General features: G+C 62.0%; 14 protein-coding genes and 1 tRNA gene. 7 read left to right on the plus strand and 8 right to left on the minus strand.

Features of this window, described 5'->3' with window-relative positions:
* Nucleotides 1-39 precede the first annotated feature (39 nt).
* Nucleotides 40-2,151: a phosphocholine-specific phospholipase C gene (locus tag VOM14_RS10150; protein WP_327628561.1), complete on the plus strand. Its 2,112-nt coding sequence runs from the start codon at nucleotides 40-42 to the stop codon at nucleotides 2,149-2,151.
* Between the two features lie 264 nt (nucleotides 2,152-2,415).
* Nucleotides 2,416-4,215: a methyl-accepting chemotaxis protein gene (locus VOM14_RS10155; RefSeq protein WP_327628562.1), complete on the plus strand. Its 1,800-nt coding sequence runs from the start codon at nucleotides 2,416-2,418 to the stop codon at nucleotides 4,213-4,215.
* Between the two features lie 13 nt (nucleotides 4,216-4,228).
* Here the strand turns inward: VOM14_RS10155 and VOM14_RS10160 are convergent, their stop codons facing one another.
* Together VOM14_RS10160 and VOM14_RS10165 are read right to left on the minus strand one after the other, a co-directional pair.
* On the minus strand, nucleotides 4,229-4,609 hold the full coding sequence (locus VOM14_RS10160) for a DUF5594 family protein (RefSeq protein ID WP_327628563.1): 381 nt from the start codon (nucleotides 4,607-4,609) through the stop codon (nucleotides 4,229-4,231).
* Nucleotides 4,610-4,826: 217 nt separating this feature from the next.
* Nucleotides 4,827-5,747: a LysR family transcriptional regulator gene (locus tag VOM14_RS10165; RefSeq protein ID WP_327628564.1), complete on the minus strand. Its 921-nt coding sequence runs from the start codon at nucleotides 5,745-5,747 to the stop codon at nucleotides 4,827-4,829.
* A gap of 146 nt (nucleotides 5,748-5,893) precedes the next feature.
* Here VOM14_RS10165 and VOM14_RS10170 point away from each other — a divergent pair, with 146 nt between their 5' ends.
* From VOM14_RS10170 to VOM14_RS10190, 5 genes are all read left to right on the plus strand, one after another.
* Complete coding sequence (locus VOM14_RS10170) at nucleotides 5,894-8,014, plus strand: 3-hydroxyacyl-CoA dehydrogenase NAD-binding domain-containing protein (protein WP_327628565.1); 2,121 nt, start codon at nucleotides 5,894-5,896, stop codon at nucleotides 8,012-8,014.
* 49 nt (nucleotides 8,015-8,063) lie between these two features.
* Nucleotides 8,064-9,272: an acyl-CoA dehydrogenase family protein gene (locus VOM14_RS10175; RefSeq protein ID WP_327628566.1), complete on the plus strand. Its 1,209-nt coding sequence runs from the start codon at nucleotides 8,064-8,066 to the stop codon at nucleotides 9,270-9,272.
* Between the two features lie 12 nt (nucleotides 9,273-9,284).
* The gene (locus VOM14_RS10180) at nucleotides 9,285-10,424 is read left to right on the plus strand and encodes an acyl-CoA dehydrogenase family protein (RefSeq protein WP_327628567.1); all 1,140 of its coding nucleotides are present in this window, start codon (nucleotides 9,285-9,287) and stop codon (nucleotides 10,422-10,424) included.
* A gap of 249 nt (nucleotides 10,425-10,673) precedes the next feature.
* A complete protein-coding gene (locus VOM14_RS10185) occupies nucleotides 10,674-10,847 on the plus strand; it encodes a hypothetical protein (protein ID WP_327628568.1) in 174 nt (57 codons plus the stop codon).
* Nucleotides 10,848-10,881: 34 nt separating this feature from the next.
* The gene (locus VOM14_RS10190) at nucleotides 10,882-11,835 is read left to right on the plus strand and encodes a hypothetical protein (RefSeq protein WP_327628569.1); all 954 of its coding nucleotides are present in this window, start codon (nucleotides 10,882-10,884) and stop codon (nucleotides 11,833-11,835) included.
* Between the two features lie 227 nt (nucleotides 11,836-12,062).
* Here VOM14_RS10190 and VOM14_RS10195 read toward each other — a convergent pair.
* The 6 genes from VOM14_RS10195 to rplT form a co-directional block, all read right to left on the minus strand.
* Nucleotides 12,063-12,139: transfer RNA gene (locus tag VOM14_RS10195), tRNA-Pro, on the minus strand.
* A 58-nt stretch (nucleotides 12,140-12,197) separates the two neighbouring features.
* Nucleotides 12,198-12,605, minus strand: a complete 408-nt coding sequence (locus tag VOM14_RS10200) for a MerR family transcriptional regulator (RefSeq protein WP_327628570.1) — start codon at nucleotides 12,603-12,605, stop codon at nucleotides 12,198-12,200.
* 46 nt (nucleotides 12,606-12,651) lie between these two features.
* On the minus strand, nucleotides 12,652-13,062 hold the full coding sequence (locus VOM14_RS10205; protein ID WP_327628571.1) for an integration host factor subunit alpha: 411 nt from the start codon (nucleotides 13,060-13,062) through the stop codon (nucleotides 12,652-12,654).
* 69 nt (nucleotides 13,063-13,131) lie between these two features.
* Nucleotides 13,132-15,567: a phenylalanine--tRNA ligase subunit beta gene (gene pheT / locus VOM14_RS10210; protein WP_327628572.1), complete on the minus strand. Its 2,436-nt coding sequence runs from the start codon at nucleotides 15,565-15,567 to the stop codon at nucleotides 13,132-13,134.
* A gap of 139 nt (nucleotides 15,568-15,706) precedes the next feature.
* The gene (gene pheS / locus VOM14_RS10215) at nucleotides 15,707-16,720 is read right to left on the minus strand and encodes a phenylalanine--tRNA ligase subunit alpha (protein ID WP_327628573.1); all 1,014 of its coding nucleotides are present in this window, start codon (nucleotides 16,718-16,720) and stop codon (nucleotides 15,707-15,709) included.
* Between the two features lie 158 nt (nucleotides 16,721-16,878).
* On the minus strand, nucleotides 16,879-17,238 hold the full coding sequence (gene rplT, locus VOM14_RS10220) for a 50S ribosomal protein L20 (protein ID WP_006052502.1): 360 nt from the start codon (nucleotides 17,236-17,238) through the stop codon (nucleotides 16,879-16,881).
* Nucleotides 17,239-17,246 lie beyond the last annotated feature (8 nt).

Genomic DNA, 17,246 nt, shown 5'->3' on the forward strand with positions numbered 1-17,246 from the left:
TGTGCATCGTTCCTCTAATGAAGATCGAAAGCCCATACCATGACATCAAAAAATCGCCGTGATTTTCTGCGCTCCGCCGCCCATGCGGCCGGTTCCGTCACCGCGTTGAGCATGCTGCCGCAAGGCATTCGCAACGCCCTCGCCATTCCCGCCAACAACCAGACCGGCACGATTCGCGATGTCGAGCACATCGTCGTGCTGATGCAGGAAAACCGCTCGTTCGACCACTACTTCGGCACGCTCAGAGGCGTGCGCGGCTTCGGCGACACGCGCGCGATCAATTTGCCGAACGGCAAGCCCGTGTGGTATCAGCCGATCGCCGCCGATGCCGGTTATGTATTGCCGTTCCACCCGAGCGCGCCGAACCTCGGCCTGCAATTCCTGCAAGACCTCGCGCACGACTGGAACTCCACGCACGCCGCATGGAACGGCGGCCGCTACGATCAGTGGGTGCCCGCCAAAACCGCGACCACGATGGCCTACCTCACACGCGAGGACATTCCGTTCCACTATCAGCTCGCCGACGCATTCACCATCTGCGACGCGTATCACTGCTCGATGATGGGAGCAACCGACCCGAACCGCTACTACATGTGGACCGGCGACGCGGGTAACGACGGCACCGGCGGCGGTCCCGTGATCGACAATTCGGAACTCGGCTACGGCTGGTCCACCTACCCCGAAGTGCTGCAAAACGCGGGCATTACGTGGAAGATCTATCAGGACATCGGCACCGGACTCGACGCCAACGGTTCGTGGGGCTGGACGCAGAACGCGTACATCGGCAATTACGGCGACAACTCGCTGCTTTACTTCAACCAGTACCGCAACGCACAGCCGGGCAACCCGCTGTATGACAACGCGCGCACCGGCACGAACGCGGCAAAAGGCGACGGCTACTTCGACATTCTCAAGCGCGACGTGCAGAACAACGCGCTCCCGCAAGTCTCGTGGATCGTCGCGCCGGAAGCCTATTCCGAGCATCCGAACTGGCCCGCGAACTACGGCGCGTGGTACATCGATCAGGTCTTGCAGATACTCACGTCGAACCCGGAAGTGTGGAGCAAGACCGTACTCCTTATTAATTACGACGAGAACGACGGCTTCTTCGATCACATGGTGCCGCCGTGCGCGCCCGCGTCGAGCGCGAACGGACTTTCGACTGTCGACACCGTCAACGAAATCTATCCCGGCGATGCGAAGCACGCCAGCGCGCCCTACGGGCTCGGTCCGCGCGTGCCGATGCTCGTCGTCTCGCCGTGGTCGAAAGGCGGCTACGTGTGCTCGGAAGTGTTCGACCATACGTCGGTGATCCGCTTTATCGAACAGCGCTTCGGCGAGCAGCACAATCTCGGCGAGCCGAATATTTCGCCGTGGCGCCGGGCCGTTTGCGGCGATCTGACATCGGCATTCAACTTCAGCAATCCGAACGACGCCGTCCCGACCTTGCCGGGCACGAGCGGTTATGTACCGCCCGACCAGAACCGTCATCCGAATTATGTGCCGGTGCCGCCGGCCATCCAGACGATGCCGCGTCAGGAAGCGGGCGTGCGTCCGGCGCGTGCGCTGCCGTACGAACTGTTCGTGCGCGTGCAGGGCGACGGCGCGGATAAGACGCTGACGATGCGCTTTGTCAACACGGGCAGCGCGGGCGCGGTGTTTCTCGTCTATAGCGCCAACGGCCTCGACGCGCCGCGCACGTACACCGTGGAACCCGGCAAGCGCTTGCAGGACCAGTTTCCGCTGAACGCCGACGGCAGCTACGATTTCACCGTGCACGGTCCGAATGGATTCCTGCGCCGCTTCGCTGGCCGCCCGATTGCCCGCATCGGGTGGAACGGGTCTGATATTGCGCGTCCCGAGGTGCTCGACAGCTATGACGTCGCGAATGGCAATCTGCAATTGCGCCTTGAAAACGTGGGCAGCGCGCATTGCAAATTCACGATCGTCAATGCGTACGATCCGAAGCACGCGATCAAACGCGTGGTGCGCGGCGGTGATACGGACGAACTCTATCTCGATCTTCGCAATGCGCACGGCTGGTACGACCTCGCCATTACCGTCGATACCGACCCGCTGTTCGCGCGGCGTTTTGCGGGCCACGTGGAGACCGGCAACAGCAGCATGAGCGATCCGGCATTGGGCGCCTGATCGCCGGCCACAGTCAACAACACGAAGCACGCTGAAAAAACGGCCGCTGCAATACAGCGGCCGTTTTTTATGGTCTGCAAGTTGTTCGGGCTGCATGCCGGAGCAATCGTCATACGTATTGCGCGGCCGATCGTTTCAACGAGCGCTACATATCAACATCGGCGACGGCAATGCTCAAGTCTTCATCATTCTGAGCCGTATACCGCGGAAGAGGCGCCCGCCTCATCGACCATGGCCTCATTGCCCACTTAAAAAGACTCCTCCATGTTCTCCTCCATTCGAGCGCGGATCGTTGCATTGTGCGTCGCTATCGTTGTCGTTGCGCTTGCGACCAACGCGGCACTCAATTATGTCGTCGCGAATTCGTATAACGCCGATGCCATCGACAGCAGCCTCATCGCCGTCGAAAGCGGCCATGCCGCCGGTATCGGCGACTGGGTCGCGGCCAACAGCCAGATGATCAATTCGCTGCAGGACGCCGTGCTGCAAGCCGATCCCGCGCCGGCGCTCAAACAGGTCGCGGCCGCCGGCAAGTTCACGAATGTCTATGTCGGCTACGCGGACAAGACCGCGAAGTTTTCCGATTCGACAGGCATTCCCGCCGACTACGATCCGACCGGCCGCCCCTGGTACAAACAGGCGGTGGCGGCAGGCAAACCGGTGGCGACGCCGCCTTACGTCGATGTCGGCACGGGCAAGCTGGTGGTCGCATTCGCCGCGCCCGTGGTGCGCGACGGCGCGGTTAAAGGCGTGGTGTCCGGCGACCTCGCGATGGACAGCGTGATCGCCAACGTCAGGTCGATTCATCCGACGCCCGCGAGCTTCGGCATGCTGATCAACTCGAGCGGCCAGATCGTCGCGCACCCGGATGCGAAGCTCACGTTGAAGCCGGCGTCGGACCTCGTGCCTGGCCTCGCGGGCGACAAACTCGCCGCGCTGTTCAGCGCCGACCGTCCGTTGCAAATGGATGTGGACGGCAGCGCCAAGCTGTTGCGCGCGCAATCGATTCCCGGCACCGACTGGTACGTGGTCGTCGCGCTGGACAAAGCCGAAGCGACCGCCGGCATGCGCTCGCTGCTGACCGCCTCCGTGATCGCGATGCTGGTGATTGCCGGCATTGCCGCGGCGATTGTCGCGGCGGTCACTGCGGTGTCGTTCCAGCGTCTGTCGAAAGTGCGCGACGCGATGGACGATATCGGTTCGGGCGAAGGCGATCTGACGCGACGCCTGCCCGCCGTGGGCAACGACGAAGTCGCGCAGATCGCGCGCTCGTTCAACACCTTCATCGACAAGCTGAGCCATGTGATGCGCCAGATTCGCGATGCCAGCGAATCGGTGCGAGTGGCCGCCAATGAAATCGCGGCGGGCAACGTGGATCTGTCGGGCCGCACGGAATCGGCGGCGGCGAGCCTGGAGCAAACCGCTGCGTCGATGGAGGAAATCACCTCGACCGTCACGCAATCGGCGAGCGCCGCGAAGCAGGCCGACACGACCGCCGTGTCCGCGTCGCAGGTCGCTTCGCGCGGCGGCGAAGTGATCTCAGAAGTGATCACCACGATGGGCGAGATCGAACACGCGTCGGTCAAGATTTCGGACATCATCGGCGTGATCGACGGGATTGCTTTCCAGACCAACATTCTCGCGTTAAACGCGGCGGTGGAAGCGGCGCGCGCCGGCGAACAGGGCCGCGGTTTCGCGGTCGTGGCCGGCGAAGTGCGCAGCCTCGCGCAACGTAGCGCGCAGGCCGCGAAGGAGATCAAGGCGCTGATCGAATCCACTGTCGCGAGCGTGACGTCGGGCTCGGGCCAGGTGCGTCAGGCCGGCGAAACGATGACGGAGATCGTGACCAACGTCGCCAACGTGACGACGATCATCTCCGAAATTACCCAGGCCGCGAATGAACAGACGCGCGGCATTCAGGAAGTGAACCGCGCGGTCAACCAGCTCGATGAAATGGTCCAGCAGAATGCCGCGCTCGTCGAGCAATCGACGGCAGCGGCGGCCGCGCTGCAATCGCAAGCCGTCAGTCTCGCGAGCGCGGTGACGCAATTCAAGCTGGATTAAGCGGCGCGCGGGCTCACGACTCGAAGTCGAGCCCGCCGATCAATGCAACCGGCTCGGCCTGCGTATGCGAAAGAAAATCGAGTTCGCGCGCGTGACGCCACGCCGCGAGCTTGCGAGGCAGCGCAGCCAGATAGCGCGCGAAGCGCGCCTGCCCCTCGTCTTTCATGAGCCGCTCGATCTCGTCGCTGTCCCACGTCAGGTACAGATTCAATGGATGCGCGAAGTGCGCGATGTGTTCGAGCGGCGCCGCGTGAATGTGCAGACGCGTGGGATGTCCGGGGCCGCCATACGGCAGCACGTCCGTATGCACCGTGGTAGCGAAGCACGCGGCAATGGCCTCGGCAATGCGAGGCGCGAATTCTTCATCGAAACGGGCGGCAATCTCTCTACGCATATTGATCTCCGGCGTGCTGCGCAATGAGCGAAGCATCGTAGCACGCGACGTGACGCTCGCCACTGCCCGCGATGAACCGCGTTATTCCCACACGTGTGCGCCACGCGTGTGCGCTTGCGCGCGCGGCCGCCACGCAGGCGAATCACCACGCTGATCCACGCCGCGATGACGGCCGTCGCCGCATTGCCCGCAAGACGAATGCCTTGCCGAACGGCGCTTAGCGCTCCGTATTTATTTCACCGCCGCGTCCACTTGCGCGCGCCTGCTCAAGAATGAAGTCGATGAACGTCGCCGCCGCGCGCGTGTGATGCCGGTTCGGCATATACAGCATGTACATGTTCGTGCCGAAGATGCTGAGCCGCCATTCGTCGAGCGCAGTCAGAACCTCGCCGCGTTTCAGATCGTCGTGCACGACATAGTCGGGAACGATGCCCACGCCCAGGCCCGCCAGCACCGCTTGCCGCAAAAACAGAAAGTTCTCGGAGATGATAGTCGGTTCGAGCAGCACCTCGTGCCGCTCGTCGCGCAGATAGGCGGCCACACGCAATTGCCGGCCCACGACCGCCGCCGTGATCAACGGCGCGGTGCGCAAATCGTCGAGCCGTACCGGCATGCCGTGACTTTCGGCGAAGGCACGCGAAGCGCACGCCACATACCTGACCGGCCCCATGTCGCGCGCGACGAGATTTTGCGGCGGCTCCGACATGATGCGCACGGCGATGTCCACTTCATCGCGCATCAGGTCTTCGACGCGATTTTCGAACAGCACGTCGAGCACGATGCCCGGATAAAGACGCTTGAACGCGATCAGCCATTCCGACATGACAAGCTGGCCGTAACCGCTCGGCACGCTCAGACGCACGCGGCCTTGCAAGCTCTGGCCGAGCGTCGTCACCGACTCGCGTGCGGCCAGCAGCGCGTTCTGGATCGCGCGGCCGTGTTCGTAGAGTTGAAGACCGATCTCCGTGGGCTCCACGCGGCGCGTGGTGCGCCGGACGAGTTGCAAGCCGATCGAGCGCTCCAGTTGGTTCAGGTGGTAGCTCACATTCGCGCGGCTCATTTTCAGGCGCCGCGCGGCTTCGCTCAGATTGCCCCCATCAAGAATCTCCACCAGCAAAGTCAGCGAATTGACGTCCACGGCCCGCGCCTTTGTCCAAATTATTTTGACAGTCTGTCAACGGTTCATGTGATTGTCAATGAACCTTGACCGCTCCACAATCGGGAGCATTTGCGAGAGCCGGCACGCCGCACGCGCCCAGACAATCTGCCAGGAGACGACTTCACATGACCCTCACCCCTTCAGCCGACGCCGTGACGCGCGAATTGCGCGGCAAGGTGCTGCTCGTGACGATCGACCACGCGCCCGTCAACGCGCTTTCCGCGGATGTGCGGCGCGGCCTGCTCGCCGCGATCGAAGCCGCCGATGCCGAACCGTCCGTCGAAGCCGTGCTGATTGTCGGCGCGGGCCGCAATTTCATTGCCGGCGCGGATATTCGCGAGTTCGGCAAGCCGCCGGTGCCGCCCTCGCTGCCGGACGTCTGCAACCGCATCGAGGCGTGCACCAAGCCGGTCGTCGCGGCGATTCACGGCGCGGCGCTCGGCGGCGGTCTCGAAGTGGCGCTCGCGGCGCATTACCGGCTCGCCGTCGAGGGCGCGAAACTCGGCCTGCCCGAAGTGCAGCTCGGCCTGCTGCCCGGCGCGGGCGGCACGCAGCGCGCGCCGCGCCTGATCGGCGCACAGGCGGCGCTCGACCTGATCCTGAGCGGCCGCCATGCGAGCGCGAAGGAAGCGCTCGCATTCAGGCTCATCGACCGGCTCGGCGCGAGCGGCGACATCCTCGCGGAAGGCCTGGCCTATGTGCACGAATTGCTCGCGAATCATGCACCCGTGCGCCGCACGCGCGACGCGACCGCATTGAACGATCGCGCCGCGAGTCTCGCCGCGCTCGACGCGGCGCGCGCCGAGACCGCGAAGAAGTCGCGTGGACTCTTCTCGCCGCTGAAAATTGTCGAGGCCGTCGAGGCCGCGATCACGCAGCCTTTCGAAGATGGCTTGCGTGTCGAGCGCCAGCTGTTTCTGCAATGCCTCGACAGTCCGCAACGCGCGGGCCTGATTCACGCGTTTTTTGCCGAGCGCGAGGTGCTGAAAGCGCCCGAAACGCGCGAGGCCAAACCGCGCGCGCTCGATTCGATCGGCGTGGTCGGCGGCGGCACGATGGGCGCGGGCATCGCCGTCGCCGTGCTCGATGCAGGCCTTCCCGTGACGATGATCGAGCGCGACGAAGCATCGCTTGCAAGAGGCCGCGCGCACATCGAGAAAGTTTATGACGGCCTCGTCGGCAAAGGCCGCATGAGCGCCGACCGGAAGGCGCAACTCATGGCGCGCTGCAGCGGCAGCACGACATACGAAGCACTCGCGAACGCCGATCTCGTGATCGAGGCCGTGTTCGAGGATCTGGCCGTCAAAAAGGCCGTGTTTGCCGAACTCGATCGCGTGTGCAAAGCGGGCGCCGTGCTCGCCACCAACACGTCGTATCTCGACATCGGCGCGATTGCGTCCAGCATTTCGCGTCCCGCCGATGTGATCGGCCTGCACTTCTTCTCGCCGGCCAACATCATGAAGCTGCTCGAAGTGGTCGTGCCGAAAGCGGTGAGCGCCGACGTGGTCGCCACCGCGTTCGAACTCGCGAAGAAGCTGCGCAAGACACCGGTGCGCGCGGGCGTGTGCGACGGCTTCATCGGCAACCGCATTCTCGCCGTGTATCGCAGCGCCGCGGACGCGATGATGGAAGACGGCGCGTCGCCCTATCAGATCGACGCCGCCGTGCGCGCCTTCGGCTTTCCGATGGGACCGTTCCAGGTGGTGGATCTCGCGGGCGGCGACATCGGCTGGGCGGCACGCAAGCGGCGCGCCGCCTCGCGCAATCCGGCCGCACGCTACGTGCAGATCGCGGACCGCCTGTGCGAGCGCGGCTGGTTCGGCCAGAAGACCGGCCGCGGGTTTTATCTGTACCCCGAAGGATCGCGCAACGGTCAACCCGACCCGGAAGTGCAGGCGATCATCGACGCCGAGCGCGCGCGCGCCGGCATCACGCCACGCAGCTTCACCGACGATGAAATCATCCGCCGCTACATGGCCGCCATGATCAACGAAGGCGCAAACGTCGTGCACGAACGGATCGCGCTGCGGCCGCTCGACGTCGACGTGACGTTTCTGTATGGCTATGGCTTTCCGCGCTATCGCGGCGGTCCGATGAAATACGCGGACATGGTGGGCCTGCCGCGCATTCTGGCCGACATTCGCGAGTTCGCGAAGGAAGATCCGCTCGTCTGGCAGGCATCGCCGCTGCTGGTCGAACTGGTGGAGCGCGGCGCGGATTTCGCGAGCCTCGATCAAGGCGCGTAACGCGGATTATCATCAGGCGCAATCCTTCTATGTTCACGAGAGAACTGCCATGGACCTGAACTTCACGCCCGAGGAAGAAACTTTCCGCGCCGAAGTGCTCGCGTTTTTGCGCGACAAACTTCCGCGGCGACTCGCCGACAAAGTGCACGGCGGCCGTCGCCTCACACGCGACGACATGGCCGCGTGGCACGCCATTCTCAACGAGCGCGGCTGGCTCGCGAATCATTGGCCGCAGGAGTACGGCGGACCGGGCTGGAACGCGGTGCGCAAGTTCATCTTCGAGAATGAATGTGCGCTTGCCGGCGCGCCGCGCGTCGTGCCGTTCGGCGTGAACATGCTCGGCCCCGTGCTGATCAGATACGGCAGCGAAGCGCAGAAACGCCATTGGCTGCCGCGTATTCTCGATGGCTCCGACTGGTGGTGCCAAGGCTATTCGGAACCCGGCGCGGGCTCCGATCTCGCCTCGGTGAAAACCACGGCGACGCGCGGCGTCGATGCGGACGGCGAGCATTACATCGTCAACGGCCAGAAAACGTGGACCACGCTCGCTCACTACGCCAACATGATTTTCTGTCTCGTGCGCACCGCGACCGACGTGCGCAAGCAGGAAGGCATCAGCTTTCTTCTGATCGACATGAACACGCCGGGCGTCGACGTGCGTCCGATCATCACGCTCGATGGCGAGCATGAAGTCAACGAAGTCTTTTTCACCGACGTGCGCGTGCCGGCCGCGAATCTCGTCGGCGAAGAGAACAAGGGCTGGACGTACGCCAAATATCTGCTCACCTATGAGCGCACGAACATTGCGGGCGTCGGCTTCTCAGTCGCGGCTTTCAACCGCTTGCGCAAAGTCGCGGCGACCCAGCGGCGCAATGGCCGGCCGCTCGCCGACGATCCATCGTTCGCGGCGCGCATGGCGCGCGTCGAGATCGATCTGGAGAACATGAAGACCACCAACCTGCGTGTGATTGCGGCAGTCGCGGGCGGCGGCGTGCCGGGCGCCGAAAGTTCGATGCTGAAGATTCGCGGTACGGAGATTCGCCAGGAGATCTCGTCGCTCATGCGTCGCGCGATGGGTCCGTATGCGCTGCCGTTCATCGAAGAAGCGCCGCGCGACGATTATCAAGGCGCGCCCGTGGGTCCCGACGAAGCGGCGAGCGCGGCTTCGCTCTACTTCAATAATCGCAAGCTGTCGATTTTCGGCGGCTCGAATGAGATTCAGAAGAACATCATTTCCAAAATGATCCTCGGACTGTAAGAGGCGCACGTCATGAATTTTCAGCACACCGAAGATCGCCGCATGCTCGCGGATTCGCTCAACCGTTTCGTGAGCGAACAGTACGGCTTCGAGACGCGCGACCGGATCGCCCGTTCGGCCCACGGCTTCAGCAGTGACATGTGGGAGCGTTTCGCGGAACTGGGCATGATCGGCGCCTTGTTCGACGAAGCAAACGGCGGGCTTGGCGGCGGCGGATTAGACATCGCGGTCGTGTTCGAGAGCCTCGGTCGTGGGCTCGTGGTCGAGCCGTTTCTCGATGCGCTCATGGTCGGCCAGGCGATTGCACGAAGCGGCGACGAAGCGCAACGAGCGTGGCTGGGCACGTTGATCGACGGCTCGCGCATGGCCGCGCTCGCCCATGGCGAGCCGGACTCGCACTATGAACTCGCGCGCGTGACGACGCGCGCGCAACGCAACGGCGACGCGTGGCAACTGACCGGCGCAAAAGCGGTGGTTCAACACGGCGAGCGCGCTGCCCTCTTCCTCGTGTCCGCGCGCACAGGCGGCGCCGACGACTCCGAAGAAGGCGTAACGCTGTTTCTCGTACCTCGCGACGCGGCGGGCGTGAGCGTGCGTGGCTATCCGAAGATCGACGGCGCACGCGCAGCCGAAGTCACGTTCGACCAAGTCGTGCTCGGCGGCGATGCGCTGCTCGGGACCGAGGGCGCGGGATTCGCGACACTCGAATATGCGATTGCATGCGGCGTGCTTGCGCTGTGCGCGGAAGCAGTGGGCGCGATGGACGTCGCGAAGGACTACACGCTCGACTACTTGCGCACGCGCAAACAGTTCGGTGTGGCGATCGGCAGCTTCCAGGCGCTGCAGCACAGAATGGCCGACATGCTGCTCGAGATCGAACAGGCTCGCTCAGCGGTGATCAATGCGGCGGCGGCACTTGGCGCGGAACGCAAGGTGCGGGAACGCGCGATCTCCGCGGCGAAGTGCAGCATCGGCAGGATTGGGACGCTCGTCGCGCAGGAGTGCATTCAACTGCATGGCGGGATCGGCATGACGTGGGAATTGCCGCTCGCGCATTATGCGAAGCGCCTGGTGATGATCGATCATCAGCTTGGGGATGAGGATCATCATCTGGAGCGGTTTGTGGCGTTAGGCCGCAGCGAGAACCAATAGAAAAAGGTCAGCCCAGATTCGCCTTGGCGCGATCGCTGGCGTCGTCGTCGGCCTCGCCCGCGGCGCGCTGTCCGTCCGGCGAACTACCTGTTTGCGCCAGTCGCGTACAACGGGGATAGTGCGGATGTGCCGGCGGGGATCAAGGGGAATTGTATGCTGTCGTCGAACTACGTCTGGTGACGCGATTGCCGCTTTTGAAGTGCGCTATTATGGCGATCCTCAAAAAATCGCCTGCAGGATCGCTATAGCATGGATCAAAGACTCGACGTTGGAGCAGCGGAAACACGAAAGGCGTCGAAGGTCAGCATGCAGCAGCGAGTCGTGTTGCTGCTGACGTTGGCCGCCATCGCTATCGCTTTTTTTGAAGGACTTCAGGCTTCCCAATTCGTGGAGCACGAACTACTTTCAACTGAGTATTTTTGACGGAATCTTTCGCCGGTCATTTCTCGGCACATTGATGTATCCCTTCGGATGTTCGCGCTTCAGTTACTGGGGCACCGCAGCGATCCAGATGGCCATATTTTTCGTGGCCGTCCTCACCCTCGTCTGGCAGGCGATGCGCGCTCAACTCGGCTTGTTCGCCGCGTTGTTCTTCATATCGAATGCAGGCGGATTCATGTTCAACGTGCTCGGATACCCCGAGTTCTTCATGTATCTTCTGGCGTTCACCGCGATCGCGCTTATCAATAGCCGTCGATACATTCCTGCGTCGATCATCGCTGCCGTGCTGATCCTGACGCACGAGCTTGCCGTCTTCGCAATGATCCCCCTGCTGTGTCTCGCATGTCTCTTTGTTGAGCGAGAATTCAGGACGAAACCGCTTGTTATTTTGCTTGCTCCGGCAGTTCTGCTATTCGCCGTACAACTAGCCTGGTTTCAGACGTCCTCTGATTCAACGCTCGCCCACTGGGTAGCGCAGCGTGCGGCTTGCGGGCATCCATTGGTGCGAACAGACTTTCTGGATGTGCTCACGAACTCCTATCGCGCGCGCCTGGATCTTTATTTCAGTCCGTCGCAACGAGAATTCGTCCTGCCGCCGATCGCCGTTCTGGCATTTGTCGCAGGGCGACAACTATCCCAGCCTTTTGGGCAGCGCGCGCTCTACGCAATAGCCATTATGGGAGCCTGCCTTTCCCCGCTACTGCTCGGCCTGGCAGCTTGGGACACCAACCGGTGGCTGCTGATGACGTTCACGAATATTCTGATTGTGATGATCACTGCAGCACGGATTGCCCCGGCTGGTCGACTCAAGATCGCTGACTCGATGCCGTTGCTTGCGGCATTCATACTGGTGGTCGCGACGCTCAATCTGGACTACTTCGAATTGAAGCCGCGAACGTTGGACGACGCAGGTGTGCAGAGCCTGCGCCTTTATCTGACCGACGACATTCGGCATCCGCCAGAGAAATAGGCTACGTCCAGTCATTTGCCATCGGTCTATGTGGGCCGATGGCATTCGATGTGGCGTCGCGCGAAGGACCGCGCCAGAGACGGCATCGCTCGACCCAAAACTGCCAAGGTGAGCGCTCTGAGGTTTAGACAAACGTCTAATATTCTGTCTAAAAAACCACTGTACGAACGAACAGTGAGGCGGAAAATGAAAAACCCGCACAGCCTTACGCCGTGCGGGTTTGAATTTGGTCGGGGCGAGAGGATTTGAACCTCCGACCACCTGCACCCCATGCAGGTACGCTACCAGGCTGCGCTACGCCCCGAACAGCAAGAAATTATAACAGACACTTCATTCGAATAGAACTGCCTGCGCCAACAAAGCTAGTGGCCCAACACATCGATCACATGCAGCAGTTCCTTGCGGAGTTGCTCGACATCGACAACGGCTGTGGTTGCCGCCGGCGGGGCCACGCCTTCGACCTGGTCAGCCGCTTCAGCCGGCGCACCCTGCGCGCCGCCACCATGCGAATCGAGCCGGTTGCGCGCGCCATTGATCGTGAAGCCCTGCTCGTACAACAACTCTCGAATCCGCCGGATCAACAGCACCTCGTGGTGCTGATAGTACCGACGATTGCCGCGCCGCTTGACGGGCCTCAACTGCGTAAACTCCTGCTCCCAGTAGCGCAGCACATGCGGCTTCACGCCGCATAGTTCGCTGACCTCACCAATTGTGAAGTAGCGTTTCGCCGGAATCGGAGGCAAGACGACTTTTTCCATCGTCGCTGTCATCGTCAGTTAGCCGTCATGATGGGTTGCGCAGGAACGCGCCGGTCGATCAGCGCGGGAAGCTCGCTTCCGCGCCGTTCTCGACCAGGGCCTTCAGCTTTTGACTTGCATGGAACGTTACAACACGGCGTGCGGCAATGGGAATTGCCTCGCCGGTTTTCGGATTTCGGCCGGGGCGCTGCGGCTTGTCACGCAACTGGAAGTTGCCGAAGCCCGACAGCTTCACACTGTCGCCGCTTTCGAGCGCATCGCGGATCACCTCGAAAAACGCTTCCACCATGTCTTTCGCCTCCCGCTTGTTGAGTCCGACATTGTCGAACAGCAACTCGGCAAGTTCTGCTTTGGTGAGCGTCGGCGTTTCAGTTGAAACGGCGGCGGGTGATGTCGGAATTTCTCGAATCATGGCGCTGCGTTGCGCCGTAAGAAGGGCTTCGAAATCACTCGAGTTCATTTCATTCATATCTATCAAATGGCGCGCCAAGCAGAAAACAAAGGATGCGGAAACAGCCGTGCAATTGTTAAATGCGGGTTATCCGCGCAACCGTGCGCCATATACTCGAGCCAGACGTTCCACCAGAGTCTGAATGGCCAGATCGACCGTTTCGTCCTGAAGGGTCCCGCCAGTATCTTGCAAGGTCACACGGAACGCAAGGCTTTTCTCGTGAGCGGCCAGACCACCGGAAGTATTTGATTTTGGACGGAATTCGTCGAAAAGCGCAACCTTCTGAACCGTCTTGCAGGCGGCCTCGGACTGAGCCTTCTGAAGCTCGTCGAGCAGCGCTTGCACCTCGATTTTCTGATCGACAACCACGGCGATATCGCGACGCACCGGCGGAAATCTGGACACTTCCGACGGCGTGGGCAATATACGTTGCATTAATGCTTCCGCTTCGACTTCAAAGAGAATCGGCGCATGCGGTAAATCATATTTTTGCATCCAGCGCGGATGCAGTTCACCAATCCAGCCAATTGCGCGGCCATCCAATTCGATGCGCGCGCTGCGTCCCGGATGCAGCGCCGGATGTTCCGCTTTCACGAAACGCGCCACCGCCGGCGCGAGCAGCGCTTCGAGATCGCTCTTCACGTCGAAATAGTCGACGGTGCGCGTGGGCGCGCCCCATTGCTCTTCGAGCGCGGGACCGTAGGCGAGAGCGCCGATCATCTTCGGCTGCGCGAAGCCTTCGACCGCGAGTTCGCCGGCCTTGATCGACGGATCGTGCAGGAACACACGGCCGGCTTCGAACACACGCACGCGGTCCGCCGCGCGGCGGTTCAGATTCGTGCGCAGCAGGTGAATCAGACTGCCGAAGAGCGTTGTGCGCATGACCGACAACTGGCTCGCAATCGGATTCAGCAAACGCACCGGGTTGTCGTTGCCGGCGAAGTCCTGCTCCCACTCGGCGTCGACGAAACTGAAGTTCACGGTCTCGGCGTAATCGCGCGCGGCGAGCGCATGGCGGATGGTGTGGATCGAGCGGCGCGTTTCGTTGGTCGCGCGCATTTCGCTTTTCGCGACGGGCGGGCGCGCCGGAATCTTCTCGAAGCCGTAAATGCGCGCGACTTCTTCGATCAGGTCTTCTTCGATTTCGATATCGAAACGGTACGACGGCGGCACGACCGAAAACGTGTCGCCATCGCGCTCGAACGGCAGGCCGAGGCGCGTGAAGATCTGCGCGATTTCGTCCGCGCCGATCGCGACGCCGATGATGCGGTTCGCGCGCGACACGCGCATTTTCACGGGTTCGCGCTGCGGCAAGTTAACGATCTGATCGTCGACAGGACCGGCTTCGCCGCCGCAAATGTCGAGGATGAGCTGCGTGATGCGCTCGATATGTTCGACCGTGGTCGCGTAATCGACGCCGCGCTCGAAGCGATGACCGGCGTCGGTCGAGAAGTTGTACTTGCGCGAGCGGCCGCGAATGCTATCCGGCCACCAGAATGCGGCTTCGAGATAGATGTTCGTCGTGTCGAGCGTGACGGCCGTGCTGTCGCCGCCCATGATGCCCGCGAGGCTCTCGATATGCCGCTCGTCGGCGATCACGCCCACCGTTTCGTCGAGCTCAACAGTGTTGCCGTTCAGCAGCTTGAGCGTTTCGCCCTTGCGGCCCCAGCGCACGTCCATGCCGCCGTGGATCTTGTCCAGATCGAACACGTGCGACGGACGTCCCAGTTCGAGCATCACATAGTTGGAAATATCGACGAGCGCCGAGATGCTGCGCTGACCCGAACGCTCCAGACGTTCGACCATCCATTGCGGCGATTTCGCACGCGCATTCACACCGCGGATGACACGACCCGAGAAGCGGCCGCAGAGGTCGGGCGCCGAGATTCTGACAGGCAGCGTCTCGTCGAGCTTCACTTGCACCGGCTTGATCTCGAGCGGACGCAACGGCGCACCGGTGATCGCGGACGTTTCACGCGCCACGCCGAACACCGACAGGCAATCCGCCTTGTTCGGCGTCAGCTTTATCTCGAAAATAATGTCGTCGAGATTCAGCGTTTCGCGGATATCCTGGCCAATCGGCGTATCTTCCGGCAGCACGAGCAGGCCGCTATGATCTTCGGAGAGCTTCAGTTCGCGCGCCGAGCACAGCATGCCCTGGCTTTCCACGCCGCGCAGCTTGGAGAGCTTGATCGCGAAAGGCGCACCGCCCTCTTCGGCCGGCGGAAGTTGCGCGCCGACCAGCGCGACCGGCACCTTGATGCCAGGCGCGACATTGGGCGCACCGCATACGATGCTCAGCGTGGCACCCGTGCCGGCGTTCACCTGGCAGACGTTGAGCTTGTCCGCATCCGGGTGCTTGACGACTTCCAGCACCTGGCCCACCACGATCTTCGAGGTGGCCGGCGCGGCCGGTCGCAGGTCTTCGACTTCGAGGCCCGCCATCGTCAATGCGTGCGACAGCTCGTCCGTCGTCAGTTGCGGATCGACAAAGGTTCTCAGCCAGGATTCCGGGAATTGCATGGTTCTGTGTACGTTCTGATCGGGTTAGGTCCACGTGAGGCAGTGGGCGACTTTCACTGCGAGTCACTGCCGGGACGCTGTGGCGGCATGCACTGCGTGCTGTGCCGCGCTCTATGCTTGTCGCGCCATACGCGTTCGTTCAGGCGAATTGACGCAGGAAACGCAGGTCGTTTTCGAAGAACAGACGCAGGTCTTGCACGCCATAGCGCAACATGGTCAGCCGCTCGAGCCCGCTGCCGAAAGCAAAGCCGATGTAGCGCTCCGGGTCGAGGCCCATGTTGCGGATCACCGTGGGGTGAACTTGGCCCGAGCCCGAAATCTCGAGCCACTTGCCGGCGTTCTTGCCCGTTTCGAACAGCATGTCGATTTCCGCCGACGGTTCGGTAAACGGGAAATAGGACGGACGGAAACGAACCTGAATATCGTCGCGCTCGAAGAACTTCTTGAGGAAGTCCGTATAGACGCCCTTCAGGTCGGCAAAGCTGATGTTCTCTTCGATCCACAGGCCTTCGACCTGATTGAACATCGGCGAGTGAGTCGCGTCGCTGTCCACACGGTAGGTGCGACCCGGCACGATCACCTTGATGGGCGGCGTGTTGGTCCGCGCGTAACGCACCTGCATCGGGCTCGTGTGCGTGCGCAGGAGCAGTTGGCGGCCGTCGGCATCTTTGCCGTCGACGTAGAAAGTGTCTTGCATGGAACGCGCCGGATGATTTTCCGGGCTGTTCAGCGAGGTGAAGTTGTACCAGTCGGTTTCGATTTCCGGGCCGTCGGCCACGTCGAATCCGATGCTGCCGAAAATCTGTTCGACTCGCTCCCACGTACGCATCACCGGGTGCAGGCTGCCCGCGCTGGCGCCGCGCCCCGGCAGCGTGACGTCGACAGCTTCGGCGGCGAGGCGCTGATTCAGCAACGCGTCGGCCAGCGCCTGCCTGCGAGCCGTCAATGCGGCTTCGACTTGTTGCTTGACGAGGTTGATCCGTGCGCCTTCGGTCTTGCGCGTTTCGGGATCGAGTTTGCCAAGGCCCTTCAACAGGTCGGTCAGCGCACCCGATTTACCGAGAAAGCGGGCTTTCTCGTTCTCGAGGGTGGTGACGTCGGAGGCTTCTGCGAAGGCTTTTTGCGCGTCGGCGACAATCTGGTCCAGATCCATTGATCCCATCATTTCAACGTCAGTGTTCTATCGAAACAAAACTGGTTCTACCAACAAAAACGGGGCTCGGTGAGGAGCCCCGTTTTTGTTGCAGCGTCACCGAGACGACCGGATGTTCGCTGCAACGAACCACGCAGTTGTAATTGCCAGAAGCGCAATCAGGCTGCAACGGCGGCTTTCACCTGCTGAACGATCGCAGCAAAAGCAGCCTTGTCGAACACAGCCATGTCGGCCAGCACCTTGCGGTCGAGTTCGATCGAAGCCTTCTTCAGGCCGTTGATGAACACGCTGTACGTCATGTCGTGCTGACGCACCGCCGCGTTGATACGCGTGATCCACAATGCGCGGAACACACGCTTCTTGTTGCGGCGATCGCGGTAGGCGTACTGGCCTGCGCGCATGACCGCCTGCTTGGCGATGCGATAGACGTTATTGCGACGGCCGCGGTAACCCTTAGCCAGCTTGATGATCTTCTTGTGACGGGCCCGTGCGGTAACCCCACGTTTTACTCGAGGCATGTTTCGCT

The organism is Paraburkholderia sp. MPAMCS5 (assembly GCF_036016995.1).
Lineage (GTDB): Bacteria > Pseudomonadota > Gammaproteobacteria > Burkholderiales > Burkholderiaceae > Paraburkholderia.